We start from the raw sequence: 21,028 nt of genomic DNA on the forward strand, positions 1-21,028 counted from the left end.
CGTCACACCGGATTCGGTGGGAGACGGCGCTCACGCCTGCGCTCCCGTATGCCGACAGGAGAACCGAACTCGCCGGCGGTGCGATGAAGCCGGCCGAACGCCTTGGAGCGCAACGTCGGTAGCCGTGCCGGTCGGCGACGGAAAGCCCTGCCGAGGTGAGATCCGCCCGACGCGGCACAGCATGTTTCGGCGGGTTCGACACGACCGTGAGCCACCGGAACTTCCCGCACGGGATCGGCGCGATCCGACCGGGAGTCCTGCCGGATGCCACGTCGATCCGACCGGGCCACTGCCGGGCCCCGTCGATCCGGCGGCTCCTCCGGGTGGTGCGACCGTGAGCGTGCCTGCCGGAACGCCCACTACGCCGAAGACGTCCGCATATGAGGGGCGGACGTCCTCGCTGCCGAGGATTCACCCGGGCACAGCGCTCGCACGGGTGGCAACCAGCCAGGAGCAAACGCCGTGAACATCACCGATCTGCCGATCCCCGACAGCACCCCCGAACCACCCACCGGGCGCGCACCCGCCCCGCTGGGCGACGCGTACGCGGGAACGAACACCGAGGTCGATGTCGATTCGCCAGCTGATTCGGACGCCGATTCGGCTACCGCACAAAACCCGATATCAACTGCTTCACCGAACCGACCAACCGATGCCGGACCAACCGACCGAAGCCGTACTCGAGCAGAACCATCCACCGCGCGGGCGGATTCGCGTGGTGCGCTCGCCGCGCTGGCGATGCGATTGCACTTCTATGCCGGGGTGTTCGTCGGGCCGTTCATCCTGATCGCGGCGTTCACAGGTGCGTTGTATTCGATATCACCGACCATCGAGTCGGTCGTGAATCGCGATCTTTTGCACGTCGATTCGACCGGACCGGCACGGCCGCTGGCGGATCAGGTGGCCGCCGCCGTGGCGGTCGAGCCGAAACTCGTTCCGGCGGCGGTTGATCCGGCACCGCATCCCGGAGATACGACTCGGGTGTTGTTCACCGATCCGTTGTTGGGTGAATCCGAGCAGCGTGCCGTATTCGTGGATCCGGCGACCGCGAAATCGGTCGGCGTGAGTGTGGTGTACGGCAGCACGGGAGCGTTGCCGACGCGGACGTGGATCGATCAGCTGCACCGGAATCTGCATCTGGGACAACCGGGTCGGCTGTACAGCGAGACCGCCGCATCCTGGTTGTGGGTGGTCGCGCTCGCCGGGCTGGCGGTGTGGCTGCGACGGGCGGGCTCGCGATCCCGAAATCTGCGGCGGCTGGTGTGGCCGGACCGCGGTCCCAAAGGACGGCCGCGGACGGTGAACTGGCACGGGGCCGTGGGCCTGTGGGTGCTGGCACCGCTGCTGTTCCTGTCCGCGACCGGTATGACCTGGTCGACCTATGCGGGTGCGCACGTCGATGCGCTCAGGGCACAGTTGAATTGGACGACGCCGTCGGTGAGCAGCGCGCTCCCGGGAGCGGGCACCCGGCCGGACGGCTCGCCGACCATGCCCGGGATGGATATGCCCGGTATGGACATGCCCCCGGACATGCCGGGCGGACCGCGACCACTGTCCACCGACCGAATTGCCCAGGTGGACAAGGTCTTCGCCGTGGCGCGCGGACATCACGTCGACGGACCGGTCGAAATCACCTTGCCCACAACGGATCACACGGCATTCGTGGTGAAGGAGCGCCGCATCTCCGGTGTGCTCACCCAGGACGCGATCGCCGTCGACGGCGTCACCGGGGATGTCACCGACACGGTGCGCTACGCGGATTGGCCGCTGATGGCCGAACTCGCGAACTGGGGCATCGCTCTGCACATGGGCATGATGTTCGGCCTGGCCAATCAGCTGCTGCTCCTGCTGACGATGATCGCGCTGATCACCGTCATCGTGCGCGGCTACCTGATGTGGTGGCGCCGCCGCCCCCTACACGCGAGCCGCTTTGCCCTCGGCGCACCTCCCCGGCGCGGCGTCCTGCGCGGCATCCACCCGGCCCTGCTCGGCGGCCTGGCCGTGATCGCGGTCGCTGTCGGCTGGTTCGCCCCGATGCTCGGCCTCACCCTGCTGGGGTTCCTGCTGATCGATATCGCCATCGGTCTGGTGCAACGTCGCCGCGCCGCAACGTGAACCGCCGCACCCGGCACCGGCCGCCATACCCCGCACATCTCGTACCGTGTACCGGACTCTACGACTGCCCGAGCCGACTCACCCGTCTCGGGCAGGAGTGACGTCGACCAGGTGCCGGGCGTTCACGCGCCGACCCGCGCGGCCAGGAGCGGTTGTCCCGGACCGGAAAGTTCTCCTAGGACACTCGGCCGACCGGTGATGGCCAGCAGTAGCGCCTCACCGGTGCCGGTCACTTCCGGGCCGGTGCCGTGAGACCAGTCGATGTCGTTGGCGCGCAAGCGAAGTCCACGTATTCGGTGCCAGGCCCCCAGGCGCGGGTTGGGGAGCGTGGCGTCGAGAACACGGACCAGGCGATCCGTCGGGATCTGCCGCGCAATGCCCAGGGGGCGGCGGATGTCCTGGTGATGGATGGTGCCGTCGACCAGTGCGATCATGCCGCCGAATCCGGCGGTCAGTCCGCGGGGCACCAGATGCTCGTTCAGGAATTGCAGCAGACGGTCGGGACCGAGCGACCCGAACTCCTCGACACCGGCCTCGTTGGCGCGCACGATCCGCCCCTTGACGAACCGCCGGAACAGCCCCCAACGCCCGAGTTCCTCATAGCTGACCATGTGCGCCACCACATCTCGGACCCGCCAGCCCTCGCAGAGGGAGGGCTGCTCCCACTGCTCCGGCGTGAGCGTCGCGAGGAATTCGGCCAGATCTTCGCGTTCGCGCTGGGCCATCTCCATATCGTTCACGCGGGATCTCCTCCGGCGGACCGACTTTCGGCGGTCTTCGCGAAGAGTTCGAGCAGAGTGCTCCATCCGCCGCCCTGTTCGGTGATGGTTTTCGCGATGCCCTCGCCCGCGACGAGACAGTCCAGGCGGCGATGTTCCAGCGTCACCGTGGTTTGCCCGTAATCGTCTGCGGTGAAGCGGATCTCGACCTCGCTGGCGTGCCCGGGGTCCGGGTCGAACTGCCAGTATCCGTTGATCTGCCAGGTCACCACCAGACGGTGTGGCGGCTCCCATTCCAGTACCCGGCCCCAATCACATTCGGCGCCGTCCACACCCCGCTCGTACCAGCGGCCGCCGACGCGCGGCTCGAGGATCGTATCGGCCATCTCGGACTTCCCGATGTGGTACGCCGACGGCCACCAACTGCCGAACGATTCGGTGAAGAAGGCGAATGCCCGGTCGAGCGGCAACGCGACGGTCGCCGTGCCCTGCAGAACCGGAACGTCGGATGTGTTCATGAAGGACTCTCCTGTTCGGGATCGCCGGCCGCCGCGTCGGCGGCCTTCTGAAAAGCGGTGAGTGCGTCGTCCCAGATCCGTTGGAAATAGGCCTGAATCGCGGCGAGCCCCTCCGGGTTGATCCGGTAGATGCGCCGCGTGCCCTCGGGCGTGGCCACCACCAATCCGCCGTCCCGCAATACCCGCAGATGTTGCGAGACCGCCTGCCGGGTGATCGGCAGCGATTCCGCGAGCTCCCCCACCGAGGAGGGCCTCCGAGCCAGGCGCTCGAAGATCGCCTGCCGCATCGGATCACCCAGAATGGCCAGACCCACATCTCTGAAAGCGGACACGAACGTAAGTGTACACTTTCATATGCTGGCCGCAAGGGGTCGATGCATATTCATCCGCCCAGCCCGCGGCGCGGGGCTCCGGCGAGTTCGGCGAGCTGCTGTCGGGAGACCTCGGCAGGACACCTCACGGACCCCGCCGGGCGCATGCGCGCGGGGCCCGCCCTCACGCCGTGGAGGCCGGCCGGTGACGAACTGTCCGATACTCGCCAGCGGTCGAGGCGCCGCTCTGCCAGGCTGGATCGAGTGATCGACGAGTTCGTCCTGGCCAGTGCGGAGTTCGAGCGGGTGCTGCGGAATGTTCGGCAGAAGCAGTGGGAACGGCCGACGCCCTGTCCGGAATGGAATGTGCGCCAACTGGTGAATCACATGACGCGAGGGAATCTGAATTATGTCGCGCTGTCGGAAGGAGGGACGGCGGCGGATTTCCTTCGCATGCGGGATGTCGACGCACTCGGGACGGACCCCGTGGACGCGTTCGTCCGGTCAGCCGCGCAGTGTGCTCGGGCATTCGGCGAATCCGGTGCACTGCAACGAATTCTGGACTATCCACTGGGGAGGATCTCCGGCCGTCAAGCGCTCACCGTTCGCACCACGGACAGCACCATCCACACCTGGGATCTGGCCCAGGCGCTGGATGTGGACGCCGCGCTGCGCCCGGAACTCGTGAGCTGGATCAGCGACCACCTCGATGAGATCTACGCCGACCTGGCCGAAACACCAACCGATCCCGAGTCCACGCACAAATTTTTCGCCGCGCCCACGGGCCCTCCCGGCGTATCGGAGCAAGAACGACTGTTGCAACGGATGGGGCGTTCGGCCGATTGGCGTTCGGACCGCGCCGCGCAGGACAACCTGCGCGTCACAGCAGTCGACGGTGATCAGCGGGCCGCGGTTCGGCCGCCACCGCGTGCACTTCGGTGAGCGCTCGCCGCGCGAGTTCACCGAACTCCTCGTCGCCGGCCGGGTCGCACCAGCGTTCGTAGGCGATCTTCCAGGCGATCGCGCACAGTTCCGCGGCAACGCGCGCGGTCAGATCGGGGACGCCGCGGCGCTCCAGCGCTTCGATCATCGCCGCGGTGAGACCGAGCCCCTTCAGCGCCTCGCGTTCCCGCAGCTCCGGGTGGGCGGCGATCACGGCCTGCCTCCGGGCGCCGAACTCGCGACGATCCAGGGGGAACGCCTCCCTGCCGATCACGTCCAAGGCGTGGGCCACCGCCTCGAACGGACCGGCCTCGGCCGGGGCCGCGGCGATACCGTCGACGACGAGTCCGGTCATCGTGCCGCCGCCGAAGAGGACCTCCCGCTTGTCCGGGAAATGGCGGAAAAAGGTGCTCTTGGTGATTCCGGCGCGCTCCGCGATCTCGATCACCGTCGTGTTGTCGTAGCCGCGCTCCTCGAACAGTTCGAGAGCGGCGATCGCGAGTCGCTGCGATGTGTCGGGCTTCCAGCGGGCCATGAGCCCATGATACCGGGACTTGGTCCCGTCACTAGGTGTAGAGTGATGGCACCAAGTCCCGTTACCATTCCCGTGGAGGTCATCGTGAGCCGAGCCGTCATTTACGAGACGTTCGGAGGTCCCGAGGTACTGGAGCTTCGAGAGGTCCCGGAGCCGCACGCCGGCCCGGGAGAGATCCGCGTTCGCGTCACGGCCGCCGGCCTGAATCCCATGGACTGGCTCATCGCCGCGCGGCCCGAGGCAGCGGCCCAGTTCGGCATCACCGTACCGTCCGGTTTCGGTTACGACTTCGCCGGCGTGGTGGACGAGGTCGACAGCGGCGCAACGGGTTTCGCCGTGGGTGATCGCGTATACGGCGGCGCGCTGGGCCGGGCCGCCGCCGATTTCGTGGTGGTCGATCCGCGCGCCGGGGGGCTCTGGCATACCCCGCTGGGCATCAGCGACGAGGTGGCGTCCACACTGCCCGTTGCCGGCATGACCGCCGCCGCGGCGTTGGCGGCGATCGACCTGCGATCCGGCGACACCGTCCTGATCGGCGGCGCGGCGGGCGGTGTGGGCGTGTTCGCCGTGCAGCTCGCGAAGCTGGCCCGCGCCAGAGTGCTGGGGACGGCCTCGGAAGGCACGTTCGATTTCCTGCGCGGGTTCGGCGCCGAGCCCGTGACCTACGGCCCGGGACTGGCGGACCGGGTGCGCGCCCTGGCTCCCGAGGGCATCAGCGCCGCGACCGACCTGTTCGGCACCGAAACGGCGGAAACCGCACTCGCACTGGGTGTTCCACCCGAGCGGATCTCCACTGTGGCCGCGGGCCCCAATCCTCCCGGCGGCGTGCGCGCGACCGGCGGAATCGACGCGGGCCCGGACGACATGACCCGGATCGGCGACGCGATCCGCGCCGGAACGATCACCGTGCCGATCGCCGCGACCTTCCCGATCGAGAAGATTCGCGATGCCGTGACACAACAGGCCGACCGCCACGTACACGGCAAGATCGTGATCACTCTCTGACCGGCACGGAATGCGCCCTGGCCTGCGGCGGGAGGCATCGGAAACCGTTGCCCGCGTGACGGTCTCCCGGCACGCGGGCGTTGCGGCTACGTGGTTGCCCAGGTTTCCGGGCCGAAGACCTCGTAGTGGATGCGGTCGGCCGGGACGTCGCGTTCCAGCAGGGCCTCGCGCATGCCGAGCATGAACGGCAGTGGGCCGCAGAGGTATACGCGGGTGTCGGGGGCGATGACCATATCGGCGAGATCGGCTCGGCCGCGGCGGAGGGTCTGTTCGGGTGCGCGGACGCCGAGGTCTTCGTACCAGCGGTAAAGCACGCCGGCGGGGAGGCAGTCGACCAGGTCGGCGAGTTCGCTGCGGTGGGCGTGGTCGGTGGCCGACCGATCGGCGTGCAGGACCGAAACCGGGCGTGGGTCCGCGGTTTCGGCGAGATGGCTGAGCATGCCGATCATGGGCGTGCAGCCGATTCCGGCCGAGGCGAGCAGCAGCGGCGAATCGTCCTGGTGCAGAACCAGATCGCCGAACGGCGCGGACACGGTGAGGATATCTTCTTCGAAAACGTTGTCGTACAGATGATTCGAGACCTCACCGGCCGGCGCGACTGTTCCGTCGGGCAGCGGCTGTTCCCGGATGCGCTTGACCGAGATGCGCCACTGCTCCTGGCCCGGTGCGCCGGTCAGGCTGTACTGGCGGATCTGGCGTGCACCGTCGGACAGCGTCACAGCGACCGAAATATATTGTCCCGGCCGGAATGACGGCAATGCCGTGCCGTCGGTTGCGGCCAGCGCGAACGAGACGGTGTCGGGTGATTCGTAGCGCCGCCGGATGACCCGCACCTCGCGCCACACCTGTCCGGGCCGCACGCCCGCCGATTGGTACAGCCCGGATTCCATGGCGATCAGGGTTTCGGCCATCCGCCAGTACACCTCGTCCCAGGCGGAGGCGACCTCGGGAGTCACCGCGTCGCCGAGGATTTCGACGATCGCCGCGAACAGATGGGTGTGCACGACCTCGTACTGATCCGCTGTGATCCCCAGGGAGGCATGCTTGTTCGCGATCCGGGTCAGGATCGACTCGACCCGCGCGGCATCGGGTTCCAGTTGCAGGGCGGCGAATCCGGCGATCGCGCCCGCCAACGCCTTCTGCTGCTCGCCCCGGGCCTGATTGCCGCGATTGAACAGATCCCGTTCGAGTTCGGGGTGCGCGGCGAACAGGCGACGATAGAACGCCGGGGTGATCTCGTCCAGAGCGCCTGCCACGGCGGGCAGGGTCGCGCGGATCACCTCGGCTGAAGCCGCAGACAACATTGTGAATCTCCTCATCATCCGGACAGCCCTTGGCTGTCACCGATCCCGCCGGGCAACGTCAGCAACACGGTGCGGGTCGGGCTCTCGACCAGATCCGCGATGGTGAGCGAATCGAGCGCGTCGAAGAACGCCTCCTGCGCGCGACGAAGTGCCGTGCGCAACAGACATCCCGAGCGCAGCGGGCACGGCGGATCGCCTTCGCAGCCGACGACTTCCGCCTCACCCTCGAGTCTGCGCACCAGCCAGCCGACCGAGGCGGTACGCCCCAGTTCGGTGATGGCCAGGCCGCCGCCGCGACCGCGCCGGGCGTCCACGACGCCCAGCTCGCTCAGACGGCTGATCACCTTCGCCGCGTGGGCGTAGGAGACGGCCAGCTCCTGTGCCATCGTCCGGCTGCCGGGACGTTCCCCTTCCGGGGCCACGGCCAGCCACATCACGATGCGCAGGCCCAGATCGGTGAACTGCGTCAGCTGCACGAATCGAAAGTACGATATTTCTCATCCTGGATACCAATTTAGTGATGGACGTCATGTCCTGCGCAGGAGCGTTATACGAACTCCGGCGAAACGCCTGTGACCAGGCGAAAAGCCGCTGCACACGACTCGGCCGCGACGGCACACCTACCGTCGCGGCCGATCGCCTCACTGGCGCGTGAACGTCCCGATTACTCTGCGGGACCGCTGGATTCGGTGCTCCGCGGCACCTGCGTGGGCCGCAGGCGAACCCAGATCAGGAATCCGGCGGAGAAGACCGCCATGCCGATCCCCGACCACAGATTGGTGTTCCAGCCGCCACTGCGCTGCAGATCCGCGGCGCTGTGATTGACGGCCCCGACGACGATCAGAATGACGCCGTAGATGCCGAGCAACGCGCCGACGATGGTGCGGATGTCGAAAAGCATTACGTCACTTCCTTATCCGAAGAAGATGTTCAGCGCGATGACCAGGACCAGGGAAATCCCCGCGAGCAGTACCGGACGCTGATACCACGGCAGCGTGGCGGCGTCGGCATCGGTCAGGCTGGCCTTGGGGGTCTGCGAGTACACCAGCCCGACCAGTTCGGCTTCGGGCTTGGGCGCGGTCACCAGGCTCACCACGACGCTGAGCACGATATCCACGACGAATGCCACGCCGGCGGCCAGGAAGCTCGAGCCCTGCCCGGACAGGTTGATCACCCCGGTCTCGCTCAGGATGAAGATGAAGATCGCGGACAGGGTGCCGAACACGAGGCCGACCCAACCGGCCGTCGCGGTCATCCGCTTCCAGAACATACCGACGATGAACGTGGCGAACAGCGGCGCGTTGAAGAACGAGAACAGCGTCTGCAGGTAGTCCATGATGTTCGAGAAGTTCCCGGCGATGAACGCGGTGAAGACCGCGACCACCGTGGCGCCCACGGTCGCCCAGCGGCCCACATTCAGGTAGTAGCCGTCCGGCCTGTCCTTCTTCACGTACTGCTGCCACAGGTCGAAGCTGAACACCGTGTTGAACGCGGAGATGTTCGCCGCCATGCCCGCCATGAACGCGGCCAGCAGACCGGTCAGCGCCACACCCAGAAGTCCGTTGGGGAGAATGTTCTTCATCAGGTAAAGCAGCGCGTCGTTGTAGGTGACATCACCCTTGCCGGTCGCCTTGTACTCGGCGACCTGCGGCACGATCAGCGCGCTGACCATTCCGGGGATCACGACGATCAATGGGATGAACATCTTCGGGAACGACCCGATGATCGGGGTGCGCCGCGCCGCGGAGATCGAATGGGTGGCCAGCGCGCGCTGCACCTCGACGAAGTTGGTCGTCCAGTAACCGAACGAGAGCACGAAGCCCAGACCGAACACAATGCCGATCACGGACAGGATGCTGTTGGAGAATCCGCTGAGTTCGTTACCCGGCCAGGAGTGGATCTGCTGAGAGGCGTCGGGCAGCTTGGTGGCGATCTGGTGTTTCAAACCGCTCCAGCCGCCGACGCGATGCAGGCCGACCAGGGTCAGCGGCAGCAGCGCGGCCACGATGACGAAGAACTGCAGCACCTCGTTGTAGATCGCCGCCGACAGACCGCCGAGCGTGATGTAGGACAGCACGATCGCCGCCGCGACGATGATCGACACCCACAGCGGCCAGCCCAGCAGCACGTTCACGATCGAACCCAGCAGATACAGGTTCACGCCCGCGATGAGTACCTGGGCGATCGCGAAGCTGAGCGCGTTGACCAGATGCGCGCCGGTGCCGAACCGCCGCCGCATGAACTCCGGCACACTGCGCACCTTGGAGCCGTAGTAGAAGGGCATCATGACCACGCCCAGGAACAACATGGCCGGGATCGCGCCGATCCAGTAGTAGTGCATGGTCGGCATGCCGTACTGGGCGCCGTTGGCGGACATGCCCATGATCTCGACGGCGCCCAGGTTCGCCGAGATGAACGCCAGGCCCGTGACCCAGGCGGGCAGCGAACGCCCGGACAGGAAGAAATCGATGCTCGAGGACACGCGCTGACGGGCCAGCAAGCCGATGCCGAGCACGAACACGAAATAGATCGCGACGAGGACGTAGTCGACGGCCGAGGCGTCCAGGCGCAACCCGCCGCCGTCGGCCAAAATTTCCTGTGCCGGGCCTCCTGCCAGCACCGATTCGACAATTCCTGGTGGCGCTGCAGCGGGTGGCATGCTGCCCTCCTGTCCGGTAAATCACGCTTCGACCACTTGGCCGTGTCCGGATCTTAGCGGGCCGTTAGCGTTCACATCGAGGTATGCACCGACCGACCGGCCTGTGTCCGACGCGCCCGGAGCCCACCCGACCGATTTGAAACGATGTTTTTCAGTTCAAGGGATTTTTGCCGCAAGATCACCCTTCAAAATGCAACACTGAGATCCCCGGGGGAAGGATCACAGAATGCTCACCACCCACCGACACCACGGCACGCTCGGTACCGGAAGTACCGCCCCGCCCCGCCCCGCCGCGCTGACCATCGAGGTCGGCGCGGCGGTCGGAGTGGGGTCGACCAGAATCTCCGCATTCGACGCCGCGCTGCGTGAACTCGGTGTGGGAGAAGCGAATCTGATCCGGCTGTCGTCGGTGATCCCGCCGCACGCGACGATCGAACGGACCCGCAGGGTACGCAGGCCGATCACCTGGGGCGACCGGCTGTACTGCGTGTACGCGGTGGAATTCGCCGAAACCGAAGGCGCGACCGCGGCGGCCGGCATCGGCTGGACCGTGCGCGACGACAGCTCGGGCGCGGGTCTGTTCGTCGAACACGAGGCCGAAACCGCCAGGGCGGTGGACCAACTCATCCACATGAGCCTCACCGAGATGACCGCGGCGCGCGCTGGGGTCTTCGGGCCGGTGTGCACCAGCACGGTCGCGGCCACCTCCGACGGGCGCCCGACCTGCGCCCTGGCCCTCGCGGCCTACTACACAGCGGGATGGAACCAACCGTGACCGAACCCGAGGAACCGGAAAGATCAAGGGATACAGCGACTTCGGCTGCGGGCGGCATCCGGGTCAGCGTGGAGACCACGATTCCGGATCCGCAGATCGAACGCTTCCAACTGCTCTACGAGGAGGCGTTCGGTCCATTACGCACTCGGGCGATCGCACGGCAGGTTCTGCATCCGGGCGAATTCCATCAGGAGATGACAGATCCGCGAATCCAGAAGCACGTCGCCCGCGCACCCGATGGCGAACCGATCGGCCTGACCACGTTGACCCGTCATCTGGAGACCGTGCCGTGGATCAGTCCCGACTATTTCGCGGCGCGTTTTCCACAACACGCCGAGCGCGACGCGATCTTCTATGCGGGGTTCACATTGGTCGCCCCCGGCGCGCGACAAGGGGCCGCATTTCATGTCATGATCGAATCAGTCGTCCGAATATTGGCGGCGGAGCGTGCGGCCGTCGGCTGGGACATCTGCTCATACAACAACTCTCACTTCTCCTTCGCCGAGGCCCTGCGGACGGCGGTCGGGGAGCGGGCCACCGTCGACATCGCAGTGGAAGATGCACAGACCTACTACACGGCACGGTTCATCGGGGACGGAGCGGACAAGGGGGACTGATGATGCTCAGCGAACAGCACACGGTCGACCTCCGGCATCTGGCCGGGCCACTGTGGCGGGCATTCGTGCCGATGATCGCCGCGTTCATGATTGCCCTACCCCTGCTCACCGCCGTGGACGCGGTCGTCACCGCCGCGCTGGCGGTGGTCGTGGCGATGACCGTCACGATGATCGCCGTGGGCGTGCACCGACATCGCCCGCCCGCGCCGATGCCGTGGTATCTGCTGGCCGGATCGGCCGTGCTCTTCGGTTTCGGGATCGCGCTGCGTGAACTCATCCCGGCCGATCGGTACGTATTCGACGATATGTTCACCCTGTCCGGATATGCCGGGGTGCTGCTCGCGGCACTGCTGTGGCTCGCGCCGCGACGCGTCCACGGCGGCGGCAACGATCTACTGCTCGACTCCGGACTGATCGGCCTGGGCGCACTGCTGGCCTCGTGGACCTTCCTGATCTCGCCGATTCTGAGCGGCGGATACAGCGTGAGCGCGGTGATCGCGGCCTGTTACCCGGTCATCGACGCACTGTTACTGACGGTGGTCACCCATTCGGTGGTCACCGCGATGCGTTCGGAAACCTCGTTGCGCCTGCTGCATACGAGTCTGCTGGCGATGCTGATCGCCGATTTCGGCTACAACCTGGTAGCGGCCGGGTCGATCCATCCGCCGTTCCAGATTCTGCTGATTCCGCTGCTGGCCGCGTACCTGCTGGTGGGGTTGGCGGCGTTGCATCCGACCATGGTCACCCTGGGTCAGCAACAGCGCATCCGGCCCGATCAGTCGCGTCAGCGGGCCAGTTTGGTCGCGGTCGCGCTGGTGGTGGCCTCGCTGGTGCCGACCATGGGCCACCGGCCCGGTGTGGTCGACCGAGTGGTCATCTCCACACTGCTGGCCGGACTGTTGATCGGCGTGCTGGCCCGCAGCGAGCGGGCCATCGGGCGCAGCGCCCGCAGCGAGCGACGCGCCCAGTACCAGGCCGATCACGATATGCTCACCGGCCTGCTGAACCGCTCGGCGCTGCTGCGCGCCCCCGCCCGCAACCATGATCGCTGGGCCGGGCGCACACTGTGTCTGCTGTTCCTCGATCTGGACGGCTTCAAATCCGTCAACGACAGCTACGGCCACGCGATCGGCGACGAGCTGATCGCCAATGCCGCGGCCCGCATTCGCCGCGTCATCCGGCACGACGATGTGGCCGCCCGCTACGGCGGTGACGAGTTCGTCGTACTGACCTGCTCGAATCGCTCGGATACCGCCACCCTCGCCGAACGGCTGATCGCCGCATTCGACAGCCCCTTCGAACTCAGCGTCGGCGCGGTCTCGATCACGGCCAGCATCGGCATCGCCGTGGGCTCCCCCCGCCCGCCGGGTTCGGTCCACGACATCAGGGGCCACATCGCTCCCTGCCCGGACCCCGCGCCCGCTCTCGTCGAAGACATCCCGACCCTCGACCAAGGCGTCCCCGCACCGCTGCCGCCGGAGCTCACTCCTGCGGGAACCTCGGTCTACGACCTTCTGCGAGAAGCGGATTCAGCGATGTACCACGCCAAGGAATACACCCTCGGCTACGTCTTCCACGACGAGATGCGCCGCCAGGGGCACCCCGGATCCCGCCGAATCTGGCGCCGGGACGGCCGCGCACCCCGCGACGCTCGCTCGCCTCTTCGCGACCTCAGCGAGTCGTTGGGTACGTGACGTCCGGCCGAGACCGATGGCAATCGATGAATCCGAAAGAGCCGGCGGTTCACACATCCGAATCCGGGTATTGCCCGGATATAGCCGACGATCTTGGCCGACTCGCCGTAATCCCACGAACAACCCTCTCAAACGTCAGATTTCAGGTATCGCCAGGCATTTGCGGGAAGTTCACCCAGCCACAGTAGGGATACTGGTGTCGCGGTCGTACAAACCCGGGTGCGAGCGGCACGACGTCGAAAGATCGAAATCCGTTCCACGAACAATGCGGTGTCGGCTGCCCGCACCGGTGGTCGGCACGGCATGGCGACCCGAGGAGGAGCCATGGCACAGACGCTGGAATCCGCGATCGGCAATACCGTGTACGACTCGGCCGGCGACAAGATCGGCAAGGTGAAGCAGATCTACGTGGACAACGTGTCAGGGACCCCGACGTGGGCGGCGGTGAGCACGGGAATGTTCCGCAGCGATTCCATGGTGCCGCTGGCAGGCGCACAACATCAGCCGGACAAGGGCACCCTGCAGGTCGGGGTGGACAAGGCACATATCAAGTCCGCGCCGTACCTGGACGACGACGGACGCATCTCGCCCGCGGCCGAGCAGGAACTGCTCCGCCACTACGGCGTCAACCCGCGCCAGCAGGCGGTCTGGAACCGATACGGCCGTCAGCGGGTCCGTCCGGGACCCGACGAACCGATGACGCACGGCCGCAGCGACGCCGACATGATCCGCTCCGAGGAGCGGCTCGAGATCGGCGCCGAGCGGCAGGAGACCGGCACCGAGCACGTGGTGACCGAGAACCAGACGGTCGACTGCCCCACCACCCACGAACAGGTGCACGTCGAGCGCGACCCGATCACCGGCCCCTCGCAGGTCCGCTCTCGCGGCGACATGGGCGATCAGGAACGAGCCGACCACCAGACCGTGTCCGACACCGTCCGCAAGGAGCGCGTCGACACCGAGGGAATCGACGACGAGTAACCACGACCACGCGGGAGGCCGCACGGCCCGGTCTCCCGCGCCCGTACGCCCGGCTCGGCCGCTCGCTCCCGGCGGCCGCGCCGTCTCGTCGGCCTATCGCTATCCCGACAGCTCATCCAGCACGCGGCGGGCCTGTTCGAGTTCGGATTGCAGCTGTTCGACCTTGGCGCGCTGGGAGTTTCGCACCGACTCCAGAACGGAATCGACCACCTCGGAGACCTCGGGGTGCAGGAGTTTGGCGGCCTGGGCCACCGATGAACCCGCGACGGTCAGGCCGCGCACGGTGCGCTTCTTACCGTTCACCACGTCGACCGTCCACTCCCCGTCGGCGGTGCCGGACAGGGTGACGGTGACCTCCGGCGCCTTCGCCTTGCGGGCGGGGGCCGCCTTGGCGGGACGGGCGGGCTGTTTGGCCGCACCGGCCTTGCCGTTCTCGGCCGAGGCGTCGGAGTCGGCGGCGGGCTTCGATGCGGCGGGCTTGGCGGCGGCCGGGGCCGGCTGCGCGGAGGCCGGACGTGCCGAAGCGGCACTCTCCGGGGCCGGGCTCGGCGGGTGCGGCGACGGGGTCACGGACGACGACATGCTCACTGGGGTGTCCTTCCTGGGTTTCGCGGCGGTCGCGGGCGCGGTGCGCCGCGCCGGTTTGGTCAGCGTCACTTCGGTGGGCGAGAACGACAGCACATCCTTGGAACCGGTGGGCCGAACCTGCAGAAAATCGCCCTCGGCGGGATCACCGAGCGCGAGCACCTTGCCCGAGCGGCCCTCGGGCACTCCGACCGCTTCCGCGGTGAACCAGACCATCGGTGGGCGCCCCGCGGCGAGGTCCGCGGCGATCTGCCGAATTTCTGTGTCGGACAACGGCTGCGGCTTCGTTCGACGCGATGACATGGTGCACTCCGGGCGGGTTCGTTGACGTCTGCGTGCCAAGAGCATGCCCCATGGCACCGACAAGTCCACATCGCCGGACGCACCCGAGCATCGCCGCGAAAGTCAGCAATACTCCGGCAAAACCTCGCTGCCGCAACCGCACCGCCACCTCCGGCCAATTCGTTGAACTCGACCAACCAGGAGAATCGTAGGGGCTGCGGACAACTCGCGACAGCGGTTGCCACCTCGGAACGCACCGAGTCCATATCACCCAGCAATCTTCTGGTATTCCTCGTCGGCGCGCACAGCAGGGCCGTTACCGGGTAATGTCCGGACTCCATGAGGAGTCCGGTCGGCGGGGCGGCGCGATGAGTTCGCCCTATCTTCCCGCGTTACACGACGAGCGACTCGCCGTGCTCGACTTCTGCCGCGATCTGAGTCCCGCGGATCTCGGCGCGCCGAGCGCCGCGGCGGGCTGGTCGGTGGCCGATGCGCTCATCCACATGACCACCGTGTTGCGCGCGATCCTCACCCCGACCGCCGCCGCCTATATGACCACCCGCGACGTGGAACGCCTGAATGAACGACTCGTCGACGAAAAGCGTTCGTACACAACCGCACAGCTCCCCGCAGAATTCGACACGTGGAGCCGCCGCGGCTGTGCGGCACTCACCGTGCTCACCATTCCGGTACTCGGCGCGATTCGCATCCCACTCGGCGAATTGGGCTGGTACCCAATCGAACTCGCGCCCGCGATGATCCTGTTCGAATGGCACACCCACATCCGTCACGACATCGCTCCCGCGCTGGACCGCCCGACTCCGCCCACCGACGCGCGCCGGATGGCCGCGATCCTGCGCTGGCTGACCACGCTGCTGGAACGTTCGCACCGGGAGGCGCTGAGCTGGCTCGAGGTCCCGGTGGCGCTGACCCTCACCGGTCCGGGCGGGGGCACCTGGCGGCTCGAACCGCGCGGCGGGCGGCTGCGTGTGCGGCCGGGACGCGCCGCCGGGGCCGCGGCCCACATCGCGGCCATGTCGGTCGAGTTCCCGCAGTGGAGCACCCGGCGGGTGCCCTGGCGCGCCTGCGCCGTCGCGGTGACCGGCGATGCCGAGATCGGCACCCGCGTCCTGGACTCGATCAATCTGGTCTGAGCGCCGCTGTCCGAGATGCCGGTTCCGATTCGCTCGCGCGCGGTTAGCATGCACATGCACCCGTACCGGGGTGATCGGGTGCCGGACGATCCGTCCGCGTGTGGGCGGCTCGAATCACGGATACGAAGGGGTTGCGAGTGGACAGGCCGACATGGGCGCCCGACGGCGTCGACATGACGAAGGCGAGCCCGGCTCGTATGTACGACGCACTGCTGGGCGGCTCGCACAATTTCGAGATCGATCGCAAGGCCGCCGAAATGGGTAAACAGCTCGTGCCGGATCTACCGCGGCTGGCCCTGAGCAACCGCGCGTTCCTGCGGCGAGCGGTGCGGTACCTGTCCGACGCGGGTATCCACCAGTTCCTCGACATCGGCTCGGGCATTCCGACCGCGGGCAATGTGCACGAGGTGGCCCAGGCGATCGACCCACGCAATCGCGTGCTGTACGTCGATATCGATCCGGTCGCGGTCGCGCACTCGCGAACCATCCTGGTCGGCAACGACTGTGCCGACGCTCTGGAAGCCGACCTGCGCAAACCGGCGGATCTGCTGGCCCGGGCCGCGGACAGCGGCCTGATCGACTTCACCGAACCGGTCGGAGTGCTGCTGATCGCGGTGCTGCACCTGGTACAGGACCACGAGGGTCCGCGCGAACTGGTCGGTGAACTGCGCGCGGCGGTGCCCGCGGGCAGCTGTGTGGCGATCTCACATCTGAGTTCGGCCCAGCGTCCCGGCGCCGCGGCCCGGCTCGGAGATCTGTCGGCGAACCAGTCCCACACGGGTATCCGGTTCCGCGACCGCGCCGCCATCACGGCCATGTTCGACGGCTGGGAAATGGTCCAGCCAGGAGTGGTCGAACTGCCGCTGTGGCACCCGGAATCCGACCGGGACCTGCACGAGACACCGGGGCGCTCGCTCGGGCTGGCGGGCGTGGGCCGTAAGGTCTGACTCGAGGGGCGATTCGGACAGGGGTGCTCACGTGGACGCACACGACCTGGCGGTGCGGTGGGCGGACGCGCTCGACGGCGTCGTCGCCCCCACCCTGACCCGGACCCAGATCGAGGCCCTGCTCGCCGGGCTGTGCGAACGACTGCTGGCCGCCCTGCGCGGGGAAAGCGGCCTGGATTCCGCGCGGATCGCCGCCGCGGCGCTGGTCGCGGCCAATTATCGGGACGAGTCGGCGGTCAGCCGCACCGTATCGGTGATCTGCCGGGATATGGCCCGGGCGGTCGTCGAGACGACCGATCCGCGACGGCAGGGGGCGTGCCACGATCCGGAGCGGGTGCGTGACCGTGCGATCGATGTGGCCGCGGAATTCGCCGCCGGATTCACCGCGGCCCTGCGCGCGGCGGCACTGACCGAGCAGGAGGCGACCCTCGCCGCGGCGCTGTCGGCGGTGCGGGAGGCGCAGGCGCAGCGGCAGTTGTCACAGGCGCGTTTCTCGGCCATCTTCGCGGGCGCGTCGGTGGGTATCGGCACCATCGACGTGCGCAGCGGGCGGGTGGTGGACGTCAATGCCGCGATGGCCGAAATGTTCGGCGCCCCAGCCGAATCCATCACCGGAAGGCAGGTCTCCGAGGTACTCGGCCCGATCAATATCGGACCCGCCTACGCGCAGTTCCAGCAGTTGCTCGAGGGCGGGATCGATCGTTTCCGGATGGAGACCGGCTACACCCATCCGGACGGGCGTCGCACCGCGATCGACCTGTCCATGTCGGCGGTCCGCGACGAAGACGGCCGGATACGCTTCCTGATCGGCGTCGCGGTGGACATCACCGAGCGCAAGGCGCTGTCGGATCGGCTGTGGCACGACGCACATCACGACAATCTGACCGGCCTGGCCAATCGGGTGCTGTTCTTCGACCGGCTCGCCGAGGCCATTCCGCCGATCGGCCTGTGCTATCTGGACCTGGACGGTTTCAAGGAGATCAACGACGCGTACGGACACACGGTCGGCGACCGGGTGTTGCAGGCGGTGGCCGAACGGTTGCGCGACGCCGCGGAACCCGATGGACTCGCGGCTCGCCTCGGCGGCGACGAATTCATCGTGCTGATCGAGAAGTGCCGCGACGAGGGCGGACCGCACAGCCTGTCCCGGCGGCTGCTCGCCGCGTTGTCCGCGCCGATAGTCGTTGCGGGACAGACTGTCTCGGTGGGCGCCTCGATCGGCACGGCACTGGTCGACGAACCGCCCGCCGCCATCGACGATCTCATGCACACCGTCGATGCGGCCATGTACCGCAACAAGTCCGCGCGGTCACGCCCGGGACTGCGCACGCGGCGCAGGCGCTGACGCCGCGCGCCGTCCGAGAGCCGGGCGCCACCCAATATTCTGCGATAGCCCGGAGTCGACCGGACGCGAAGGGATTCGATGATCGCGCTGACCGCGACGGCCGAGAATGTGCAGCGGGCCGCGGACCTGCTCGGCGTATCGCCTTCGGGGTATCAGGCGCGCTGCTGCGCCCGGACCGGAACCCGGGCCCGAGGAATCAATCGGAGTATTTCTCCTCTTATCATGGGAGTCGGCAGTGTGCACCGTACGGGAGGACCCATGGACGCAGCGACGCGGCCGATGCGCGCCGATGCGCGCCGCAATTACGAGCGCATTCTCGAATGCGCTCGCCAGACGTTCGCCGAACTGGGCACCGAGGCCCCGCTGGACGAGATCGCCCGCCGCACCGGCGTCGGACCCGGCACCCTGTACCGGCACTTCCCGAATCGCGCGGCGCTCATCGAAGCCGTCTACCGCTCGAGTGTCGAGGCGCTCAGCCGGCGCGCGGAGGAATTGCTCGACTCGGAGCACACGCCGTTGGAGACCCTGGACCTGTGGGTCCGGGCCCAGGTCGACTTCGTGATGAACCGGCGCGGTCTGGCGGTCACGCTCAAGGCCGCCCTCGACCGCGACTCGGACATCTTCATGCTCTGCTCCACGCTCGCCACCCAGGCCGCCGCCTCGGTCCTGCGCCCGGCCCAGGAAGCGGGACTCGTCCGCCCAGAACTCGAACCGCAGGATCTGATCCGCCTCGGTCACGGGGTCGGCGTCGCCTGTGAGCACACTCCCGAGGCCGCCGAGCGCCTGCTCACGGTCGTCCTCGCGGGTCTGCGCACAGCGCCCTGACTCGGGTACCAGCCTCACCCGTCGTCCGCGTCGAGCGCCTGACCGGGCAATCAGCGCCGTGGACCTAGTTCGCGGCGCCCAGCCCGAGTTCGTAACCGCGGCAGCGGGCCGACAGGGCGAGCCCGGCCGTGGCCAACGCCGTGCGAATTCGCTGGTCGTCGTGCTCGAATACGCGCAGTACCAGGGCCTGTGGCACCTGGTCGTGCAGTTCGGTGATGACCGCGCCGATCAATGCGGCCAGGGCGCCTGGATCGACGTCCTGATAGATCACCCCCTCCCCCGCATCGATATACGCCGCACTGCCGAGAACCGAGGTGGCCACGCTGGCCACCGGATCCACCGACCCCGGTGTCAGTAGCGCGACAACGAGCGCCTGACCGGGCGGTTCGGTGGATTCGGCGAGAGCGTGCAGTACACAGTCGACCGGTTCGGCGAAGGTCAGCGCCATCGGCGGCCGCCAGGTGCGCGGTTCGGCGGTCCACACCCGGGCGTATTCGCCGATCGCGACCGCGCCGAGCGCCACGGCCGCACGCCCCTCGGGGCCGGTATCGGTGCCGCGCCACCGCAGCGCCCGGTAGCCCAGTGCCCGCGCATGCCCGGCCACTCCGGTCAGCAGGGCCTCCACGACGGCCTCCTCGGCATCGGTGGCAGGTTCGAAATCATAGTGCCCCAACTGAATTCGTCGAACATACCGCGAGACATACACCGGCTCGGTCAGTACCCGCGCATTTCCGTCGTCGGTCAGGGCGGCCCAGCCGAGCAGTTCGCCCTCGCGCCGGGCGGCCAGGATTCCCAGTCGGCCGGGCGCGGGTCCGAGATCCTCGGCGACGGCCAGTGCGCCCGCACCGGCCAGCTCGTTCGCCAGGCGCAGACCTGTCCCCGGATGCCGATCCCATTCGAGCACCAAGTCCATATCCGCACGATAGCCACGAAATTTGCTGTTCGATTACCAGACACGGTGCGGACCGCTGTTCAGCTCATTCCCGACGACCCCCACCGCGCCGACATGATCCGCGCTCATCCGTGTCTTCACCGGCCCGAAGTGGTGATACCGTAAGCAAACCCAAGATTGCCAACCGGTAACAGGGAATGTAGTTCAGTCGGGCTTCAGCAAGGAGAATTGCGATGACAAGCTCACTGCGATTCGGGCGCACCCGTACCGTCGCCGCATTCGCGGCGGCCGCATGCCTAGGCGGGACAGCCCTCGCGAACGCCGTACCCCTCCCCCTCGATCCGCATCCCAGCGCGGCCGACAATCTGGTGACCAACGCGAATTTCCACAGCGGACTCGACGGCTGGTCCACCCACGTCTACCACGCGAATATCGGCGGCAGCGGCGCGAGCGTGCACGACAACGGCTACATCGGCCAGGACGTCCCGGTGCAAAACGGCGCGAAGTACGCCTATTCGGTGCGCGCCGGCGCGAATCCGGGCGGATCGGTACTCGCCCTGGCCCTGGATTCGCGAACCGGCGTGGCGTACGTCAGCCAGTCGGTGACCTCCCCGACGACCGTCAGCCAGACCTTCGCCGCGGTCGGCCCGACGGTATACATCGCCTGCCAGGCCACCGCCGCCGGCGCGGGCGGATGGTGCGACGACTTCAGCCTCGTCGCCGCACCGGGTCCGTCCAGCGGGTCGGCGGGAACCGGATCGGCGAGCTGAGGCTTCGCCGGGCCGAGACTCATCGCCCGAGATACAGCTAATTATCGGCTAAC

At 67.6% G+C, this 21,028-nt stretch carries 22 protein-coding genes; 12 read left to right on the top strand and 10 right to left on the bottom strand.

The window, feature by feature from the left end:
* The first annotated feature begins 738 nt into the window (after positions 1–738).
* The gene (locus NV1_RS26640; RefSeq protein ID WP_067897099.1) at positions 739–2,115 is read left to right on the top strand and encodes a PepSY-associated TM helix domain-containing protein; all 1,377 of its coding nucleotides are present in this window, start codon (positions 739–741) and stop codon (positions 2,113–2,115) included.
* A 122-nt stretch (positions 2,116–2,237) separates the two neighbouring features.
* On the opposite strand, the gene NV1_RS26645 is transcribed toward NV1_RS26640, so the two are convergent.
* From NV1_RS26645 to NV1_RS26655, 3 genes are read right to left on the bottom strand one after another with little or no spacing between them, the layout of a single operon-like run.
* Entirely contained in the window at positions 2,238–2,846 is a 609-nt protein-coding gene (locus NV1_RS26645; protein ID WP_067897101.1) for a maleylpyruvate isomerase family mycothiol-dependent enzyme, read from the bottom strand.
* A 5-nt stretch (positions 2,847–2,851) separates the two neighbouring features.
* Complete coding sequence (locus NV1_RS26650) at positions 2,852–3,352, bottom strand: SRPBCC family protein (protein WP_067897005.1); 501 nt, start codon at positions 3,350–3,352, stop codon at positions 2,852–2,854.
* A complete protein-coding gene (locus NV1_RS26655) occupies positions 3,349–3,684 on the bottom strand; it encodes an ArsR/SmtB family transcription factor (RefSeq protein WP_084525797.1) in 336 nt (111 codons plus the stop codon). Before NV1_RS26655 ends, NV1_RS26650 begins: the two co-directional genes overlap by 4 nt.
* A 243-nt stretch (positions 3,685–3,927) precedes the next feature.
* Between NV1_RS26655 and NV1_RS26660 the strand changes: the two genes are divergently transcribed.
* The gene (locus tag NV1_RS26660; RefSeq protein ID WP_067897008.1) at positions 3,928–4,605 is read left to right on the top strand and encodes a TIGR03086 family metal-binding protein; all 678 of its coding nucleotides are present in this window, start codon (positions 3,928–3,930) and stop codon (positions 4,603–4,605) included.
* Here NV1_RS26660 and NV1_RS26665 read toward each other — a convergent pair.
* On the bottom strand, positions 4,544–5,140 hold the full coding sequence (locus tag NV1_RS26665) for a TetR/AcrR family transcriptional regulator (RefSeq protein ID WP_067897010.1): 597 nt from the start codon (positions 5,138–5,140) through the stop codon (positions 4,544–4,546). The genes NV1_RS26660 and NV1_RS26665 overlap by 62 nt on opposite strands.
* A 45-nt stretch (positions 5,141–5,185) precedes the next feature.
* On the opposite strand from NV1_RS26665, the gene NV1_RS26670 reads away from it, so the two are divergent.
* On the top strand, positions 5,186–6,145 hold the full coding sequence (locus tag NV1_RS26670; protein WP_067897012.1) for an NADP-dependent oxidoreductase: 960 nt from the start codon (positions 5,186–5,188) through the stop codon (positions 6,143–6,145).
* A gap of 86 nt (positions 6,146–6,231) precedes the next feature.
* Here the strand turns inward: NV1_RS26670 and NV1_RS26675 are convergent, their stop codons facing one another.
* From NV1_RS26675 to NV1_RS26690, 4 genes are all read right to left on the bottom strand, one after another.
* On the bottom strand, positions 6,232–7,449 hold the full coding sequence (locus tag NV1_RS26675) for a globin domain-containing protein (protein ID WP_067897014.1): 1,218 nt from the start codon (positions 7,447–7,449) through the stop codon (positions 6,232–6,234).
* A 14-nt stretch (positions 7,450–7,463) separates the two neighbouring features.
* On the bottom strand, positions 7,464–7,925 hold the full coding sequence (locus NV1_RS26680) for an RrF2 family transcriptional regulator (RefSeq protein ID WP_067897017.1): 462 nt from the start codon (positions 7,923–7,925) through the stop codon (positions 7,464–7,466).
* 188 nt (positions 7,926–8,113) lie between these two features.
* Complete coding sequence (locus NV1_RS26685; protein WP_067897019.1) at positions 8,114–8,350, bottom strand: hypothetical protein; 237 nt, start codon at positions 8,348–8,350, stop codon at positions 8,114–8,116.
* Between the two features lie 12 nt (positions 8,351–8,362).
* A complete protein-coding gene (locus tag NV1_RS26690; protein WP_084525799.1) occupies positions 8,363–10,108 on the bottom strand; it encodes a sodium:solute symporter family protein in 1,746 nt (581 codons plus the stop codon).
* A gap of 226 nt (positions 10,109–10,334) precedes the next feature.
* Between NV1_RS26690 and NV1_RS26695 the strand changes: the two genes are divergently transcribed.
* The 4 genes from NV1_RS26695 (at position 10,335) to NV1_RS26710 (ending at position 14,175) form a co-directional block, all read left to right on the top strand.
* Positions 10,335–10,883, top strand: coding sequence for a pyruvoyl-dependent arginine decarboxylase (locus tag NV1_RS26695; RefSeq protein WP_157117381.1), 549 nt, complete (start codon positions 10,335–10,337; stop codon positions 10,881–10,883).
* On the top strand, positions 10,880–11,500 hold the full coding sequence (locus NV1_RS26700; RefSeq protein ID WP_245713936.1) for a hypothetical protein: 621 nt from the start codon (positions 10,880–10,882) through the stop codon (positions 11,498–11,500). Before NV1_RS26695 ends, NV1_RS26700 begins: the two co-directional genes overlap by 4 nt.
* A complete protein-coding gene (locus NV1_RS26705; RefSeq protein ID WP_067897021.1) occupies positions 11,500–13,194 on the top strand; it encodes a GGDEF domain-containing protein in 1,695 nt (564 codons plus the stop codon). The genes NV1_RS26700 and NV1_RS26705 overlap by 1 nt, the downstream gene beginning before the upstream one ends.
* 324 nt (positions 13,195–13,518) lie before the next feature.
* Complete coding sequence (locus NV1_RS26710; protein ID WP_067897026.1) at positions 13,519–14,175, top strand: PRC and DUF2382 domain-containing protein; 657 nt, start codon at positions 13,519–13,521, stop codon at positions 14,173–14,175.
* A 99-nt stretch (positions 14,176–14,274) separates the two neighbouring features.
* Here the strand turns inward: NV1_RS26710 and NV1_RS26715 are convergent, their stop codons facing one another.
* Positions 14,275–15,033, bottom strand: coding sequence for a DUF6319 family protein (locus NV1_RS26715; protein ID WP_245713937.1), 759 nt, complete (start codon positions 15,031–15,033; stop codon positions 14,275–14,277).
* 377 nt (positions 15,034–15,410) lie between these two features.
* On the opposite strand from NV1_RS26715, the gene NV1_RS26720 reads away from it, so the two are divergent.
* The 4 genes from NV1_RS26720 (at position 15,411) to NV1_RS26735 (ending at position 19,313) form a co-directional block, all read left to right on the top strand.
* Positions 15,411–16,196: a maleylpyruvate isomerase N-terminal domain-containing protein gene (locus NV1_RS26720; protein ID WP_067897035.1), complete on the top strand. Its 786-nt coding sequence runs from the start codon at positions 15,411–15,413 to the stop codon at positions 16,194–16,196.
* A gap of 137 nt (positions 16,197–16,333) precedes the next feature.
* Complete coding sequence (locus tag NV1_RS26725; RefSeq protein ID WP_084525801.1) at positions 16,334–17,143, top strand: SAM-dependent methyltransferase; 810 nt, start codon at positions 16,334–16,336, stop codon at positions 17,141–17,143.
* Positions 17,144–17,174: 31 nt separating this feature from the next.
* Positions 17,175–18,488, top strand: a complete 1,314-nt coding sequence (locus NV1_RS26730) for a sensor domain-containing diguanylate cyclase (protein ID WP_067897038.1) — start codon at positions 17,175–17,177, stop codon at positions 18,486–18,488.
* Positions 18,489–18,746: 258 nt separating this feature from the next.
* Positions 18,747–19,313, top strand: a complete 567-nt coding sequence (locus NV1_RS26735) for a TetR/AcrR family transcriptional regulator (RefSeq protein ID WP_067897112.1) — start codon at positions 18,747–18,749, stop codon at positions 19,311–19,313.
* 64 nt (positions 19,314–19,377) lie between these two features.
* Here the strand turns inward: NV1_RS26735 and NV1_RS26740 are convergent, their stop codons facing one another.
* Entirely contained in the window at positions 19,378–20,226 is an 849-nt protein-coding gene (locus NV1_RS26740; RefSeq protein ID WP_067897040.1) for a hypothetical protein, read from the bottom strand.
* A 212-nt stretch (positions 20,227–20,438) separates the two neighbouring features.
* On the opposite strand from NV1_RS26740, the gene NV1_RS26745 reads away from it, so the two are divergent.
* A complete protein-coding gene (locus NV1_RS26745) occupies positions 20,439–20,975 on the top strand; it encodes a hypothetical protein (protein ID WP_067897043.1) in 537 nt (178 codons plus the stop codon).
* Positions 20,976–21,028: the final 53 nt, after the last annotated feature.

Origin of the sequence: Nocardia vaccinii NBRC 15922 (assembly GCF_001613305.1) — a bacterium.
GTDB lineage: Bacteria > Actinomycetota > Actinomycetes > Mycobacteriales > Mycobacteriaceae > Nocardia > Nocardia vaccinii.

Bases quoted from the DNA above. Each gene is read 5' to 3' on its own strand.
- NV1_RS26705 (WP_067897021.1), top strand. From the start codon at position 11,500: ATGATGCTCAGCGAACAGCACACGGTCGACCTCCGGCATCTGGCCGGG.
- NV1_RS26710 (WP_067897026.1), top strand. From the start codon at position 13,519: ATGGCACAGACGCTGGAATCCGCGATCGGCAATACCGTGTACGACTCG.
- NV1_RS26695 (WP_157117381.1), top strand. From the start codon at position 10,335: ATGCTCACCACCCACCGACACCACGGCACGCTCGGTACCGGAAGTACC.
- NV1_RS26645 (WP_067897101.1), bottom strand. From the start codon at position 2,846: ATGGAGATGGCCCAGCGCGAACGCGAAGATCTGGCCGAATTCCTCGCG.
- NV1_RS26745 (WP_067897043.1), top strand. From the start codon at position 20,439: ATGACAAGCTCACTGCGATTCGGGCGCACCCGTACCGTCGCCGCATTC.
- NV1_RS26720 (WP_067897035.1), top strand. From the start codon at position 15,411: ATGAGTTCGCCCTATCTTCCCGCGTTACACGACGAGCGACTCGCCGTG.
- NV1_RS26640 (WP_067897099.1), top strand. From the start codon at position 739: ATGCGATTGCACTTCTATGCCGGGGTGTTCGTCGGGCCGTTCATCCTG.
- NV1_RS26665 (WP_067897010.1), bottom strand. From the start codon at position 5,140: ATGGCCCGCTGGAAGCCCGACACATCGCAGCGACTCGCGATCGCCGCT.
- NV1_RS26690 (WP_084525799.1), bottom strand. From the start codon at position 10,108: ATGCCACCCGCTGCAGCGCCACCAGGAATTGTCGAATCGGTGCTGGCA.
- NV1_RS26670 (WP_067897012.1), top strand. From the start codon at position 5,186: ATGGCACCAAGTCCCGTTACCATTCCCGTGGAGGTCATCGTGAGCCGA.
- NV1_RS26675 (WP_067897014.1), bottom strand. From the start codon at position 7,449: ATGTTGTCTGCGGCTTCAGCCGAGGTGATCCGCGCGACCCTGCCCGCC.
- NV1_RS26650 (WP_067897005.1), bottom strand. From the start codon at position 3,352: ATGAACACATCCGACGTTCCGGTTCTGCAGGGCACGGCGACCGTCGCG.
- NV1_RS26735 (WP_067897112.1), top strand. From the start codon at position 18,747: ATGGACGCAGCGACGCGGCCGATGCGCGCCGATGCGCGCCGCAATTAC.
- NV1_RS26740 (WP_067897040.1), bottom strand. From the start codon at position 20,226: ATGGACTTGGTGCTCGAATGGGATCGGCATCCGGGGACAGGTCTGCGC.
- NV1_RS26685 (WP_067897019.1), bottom strand. From the start codon at position 8,350: ATGCTTTTCGACATCCGCACCATCGTCGGCGCGTTGCTCGGCATCTAC.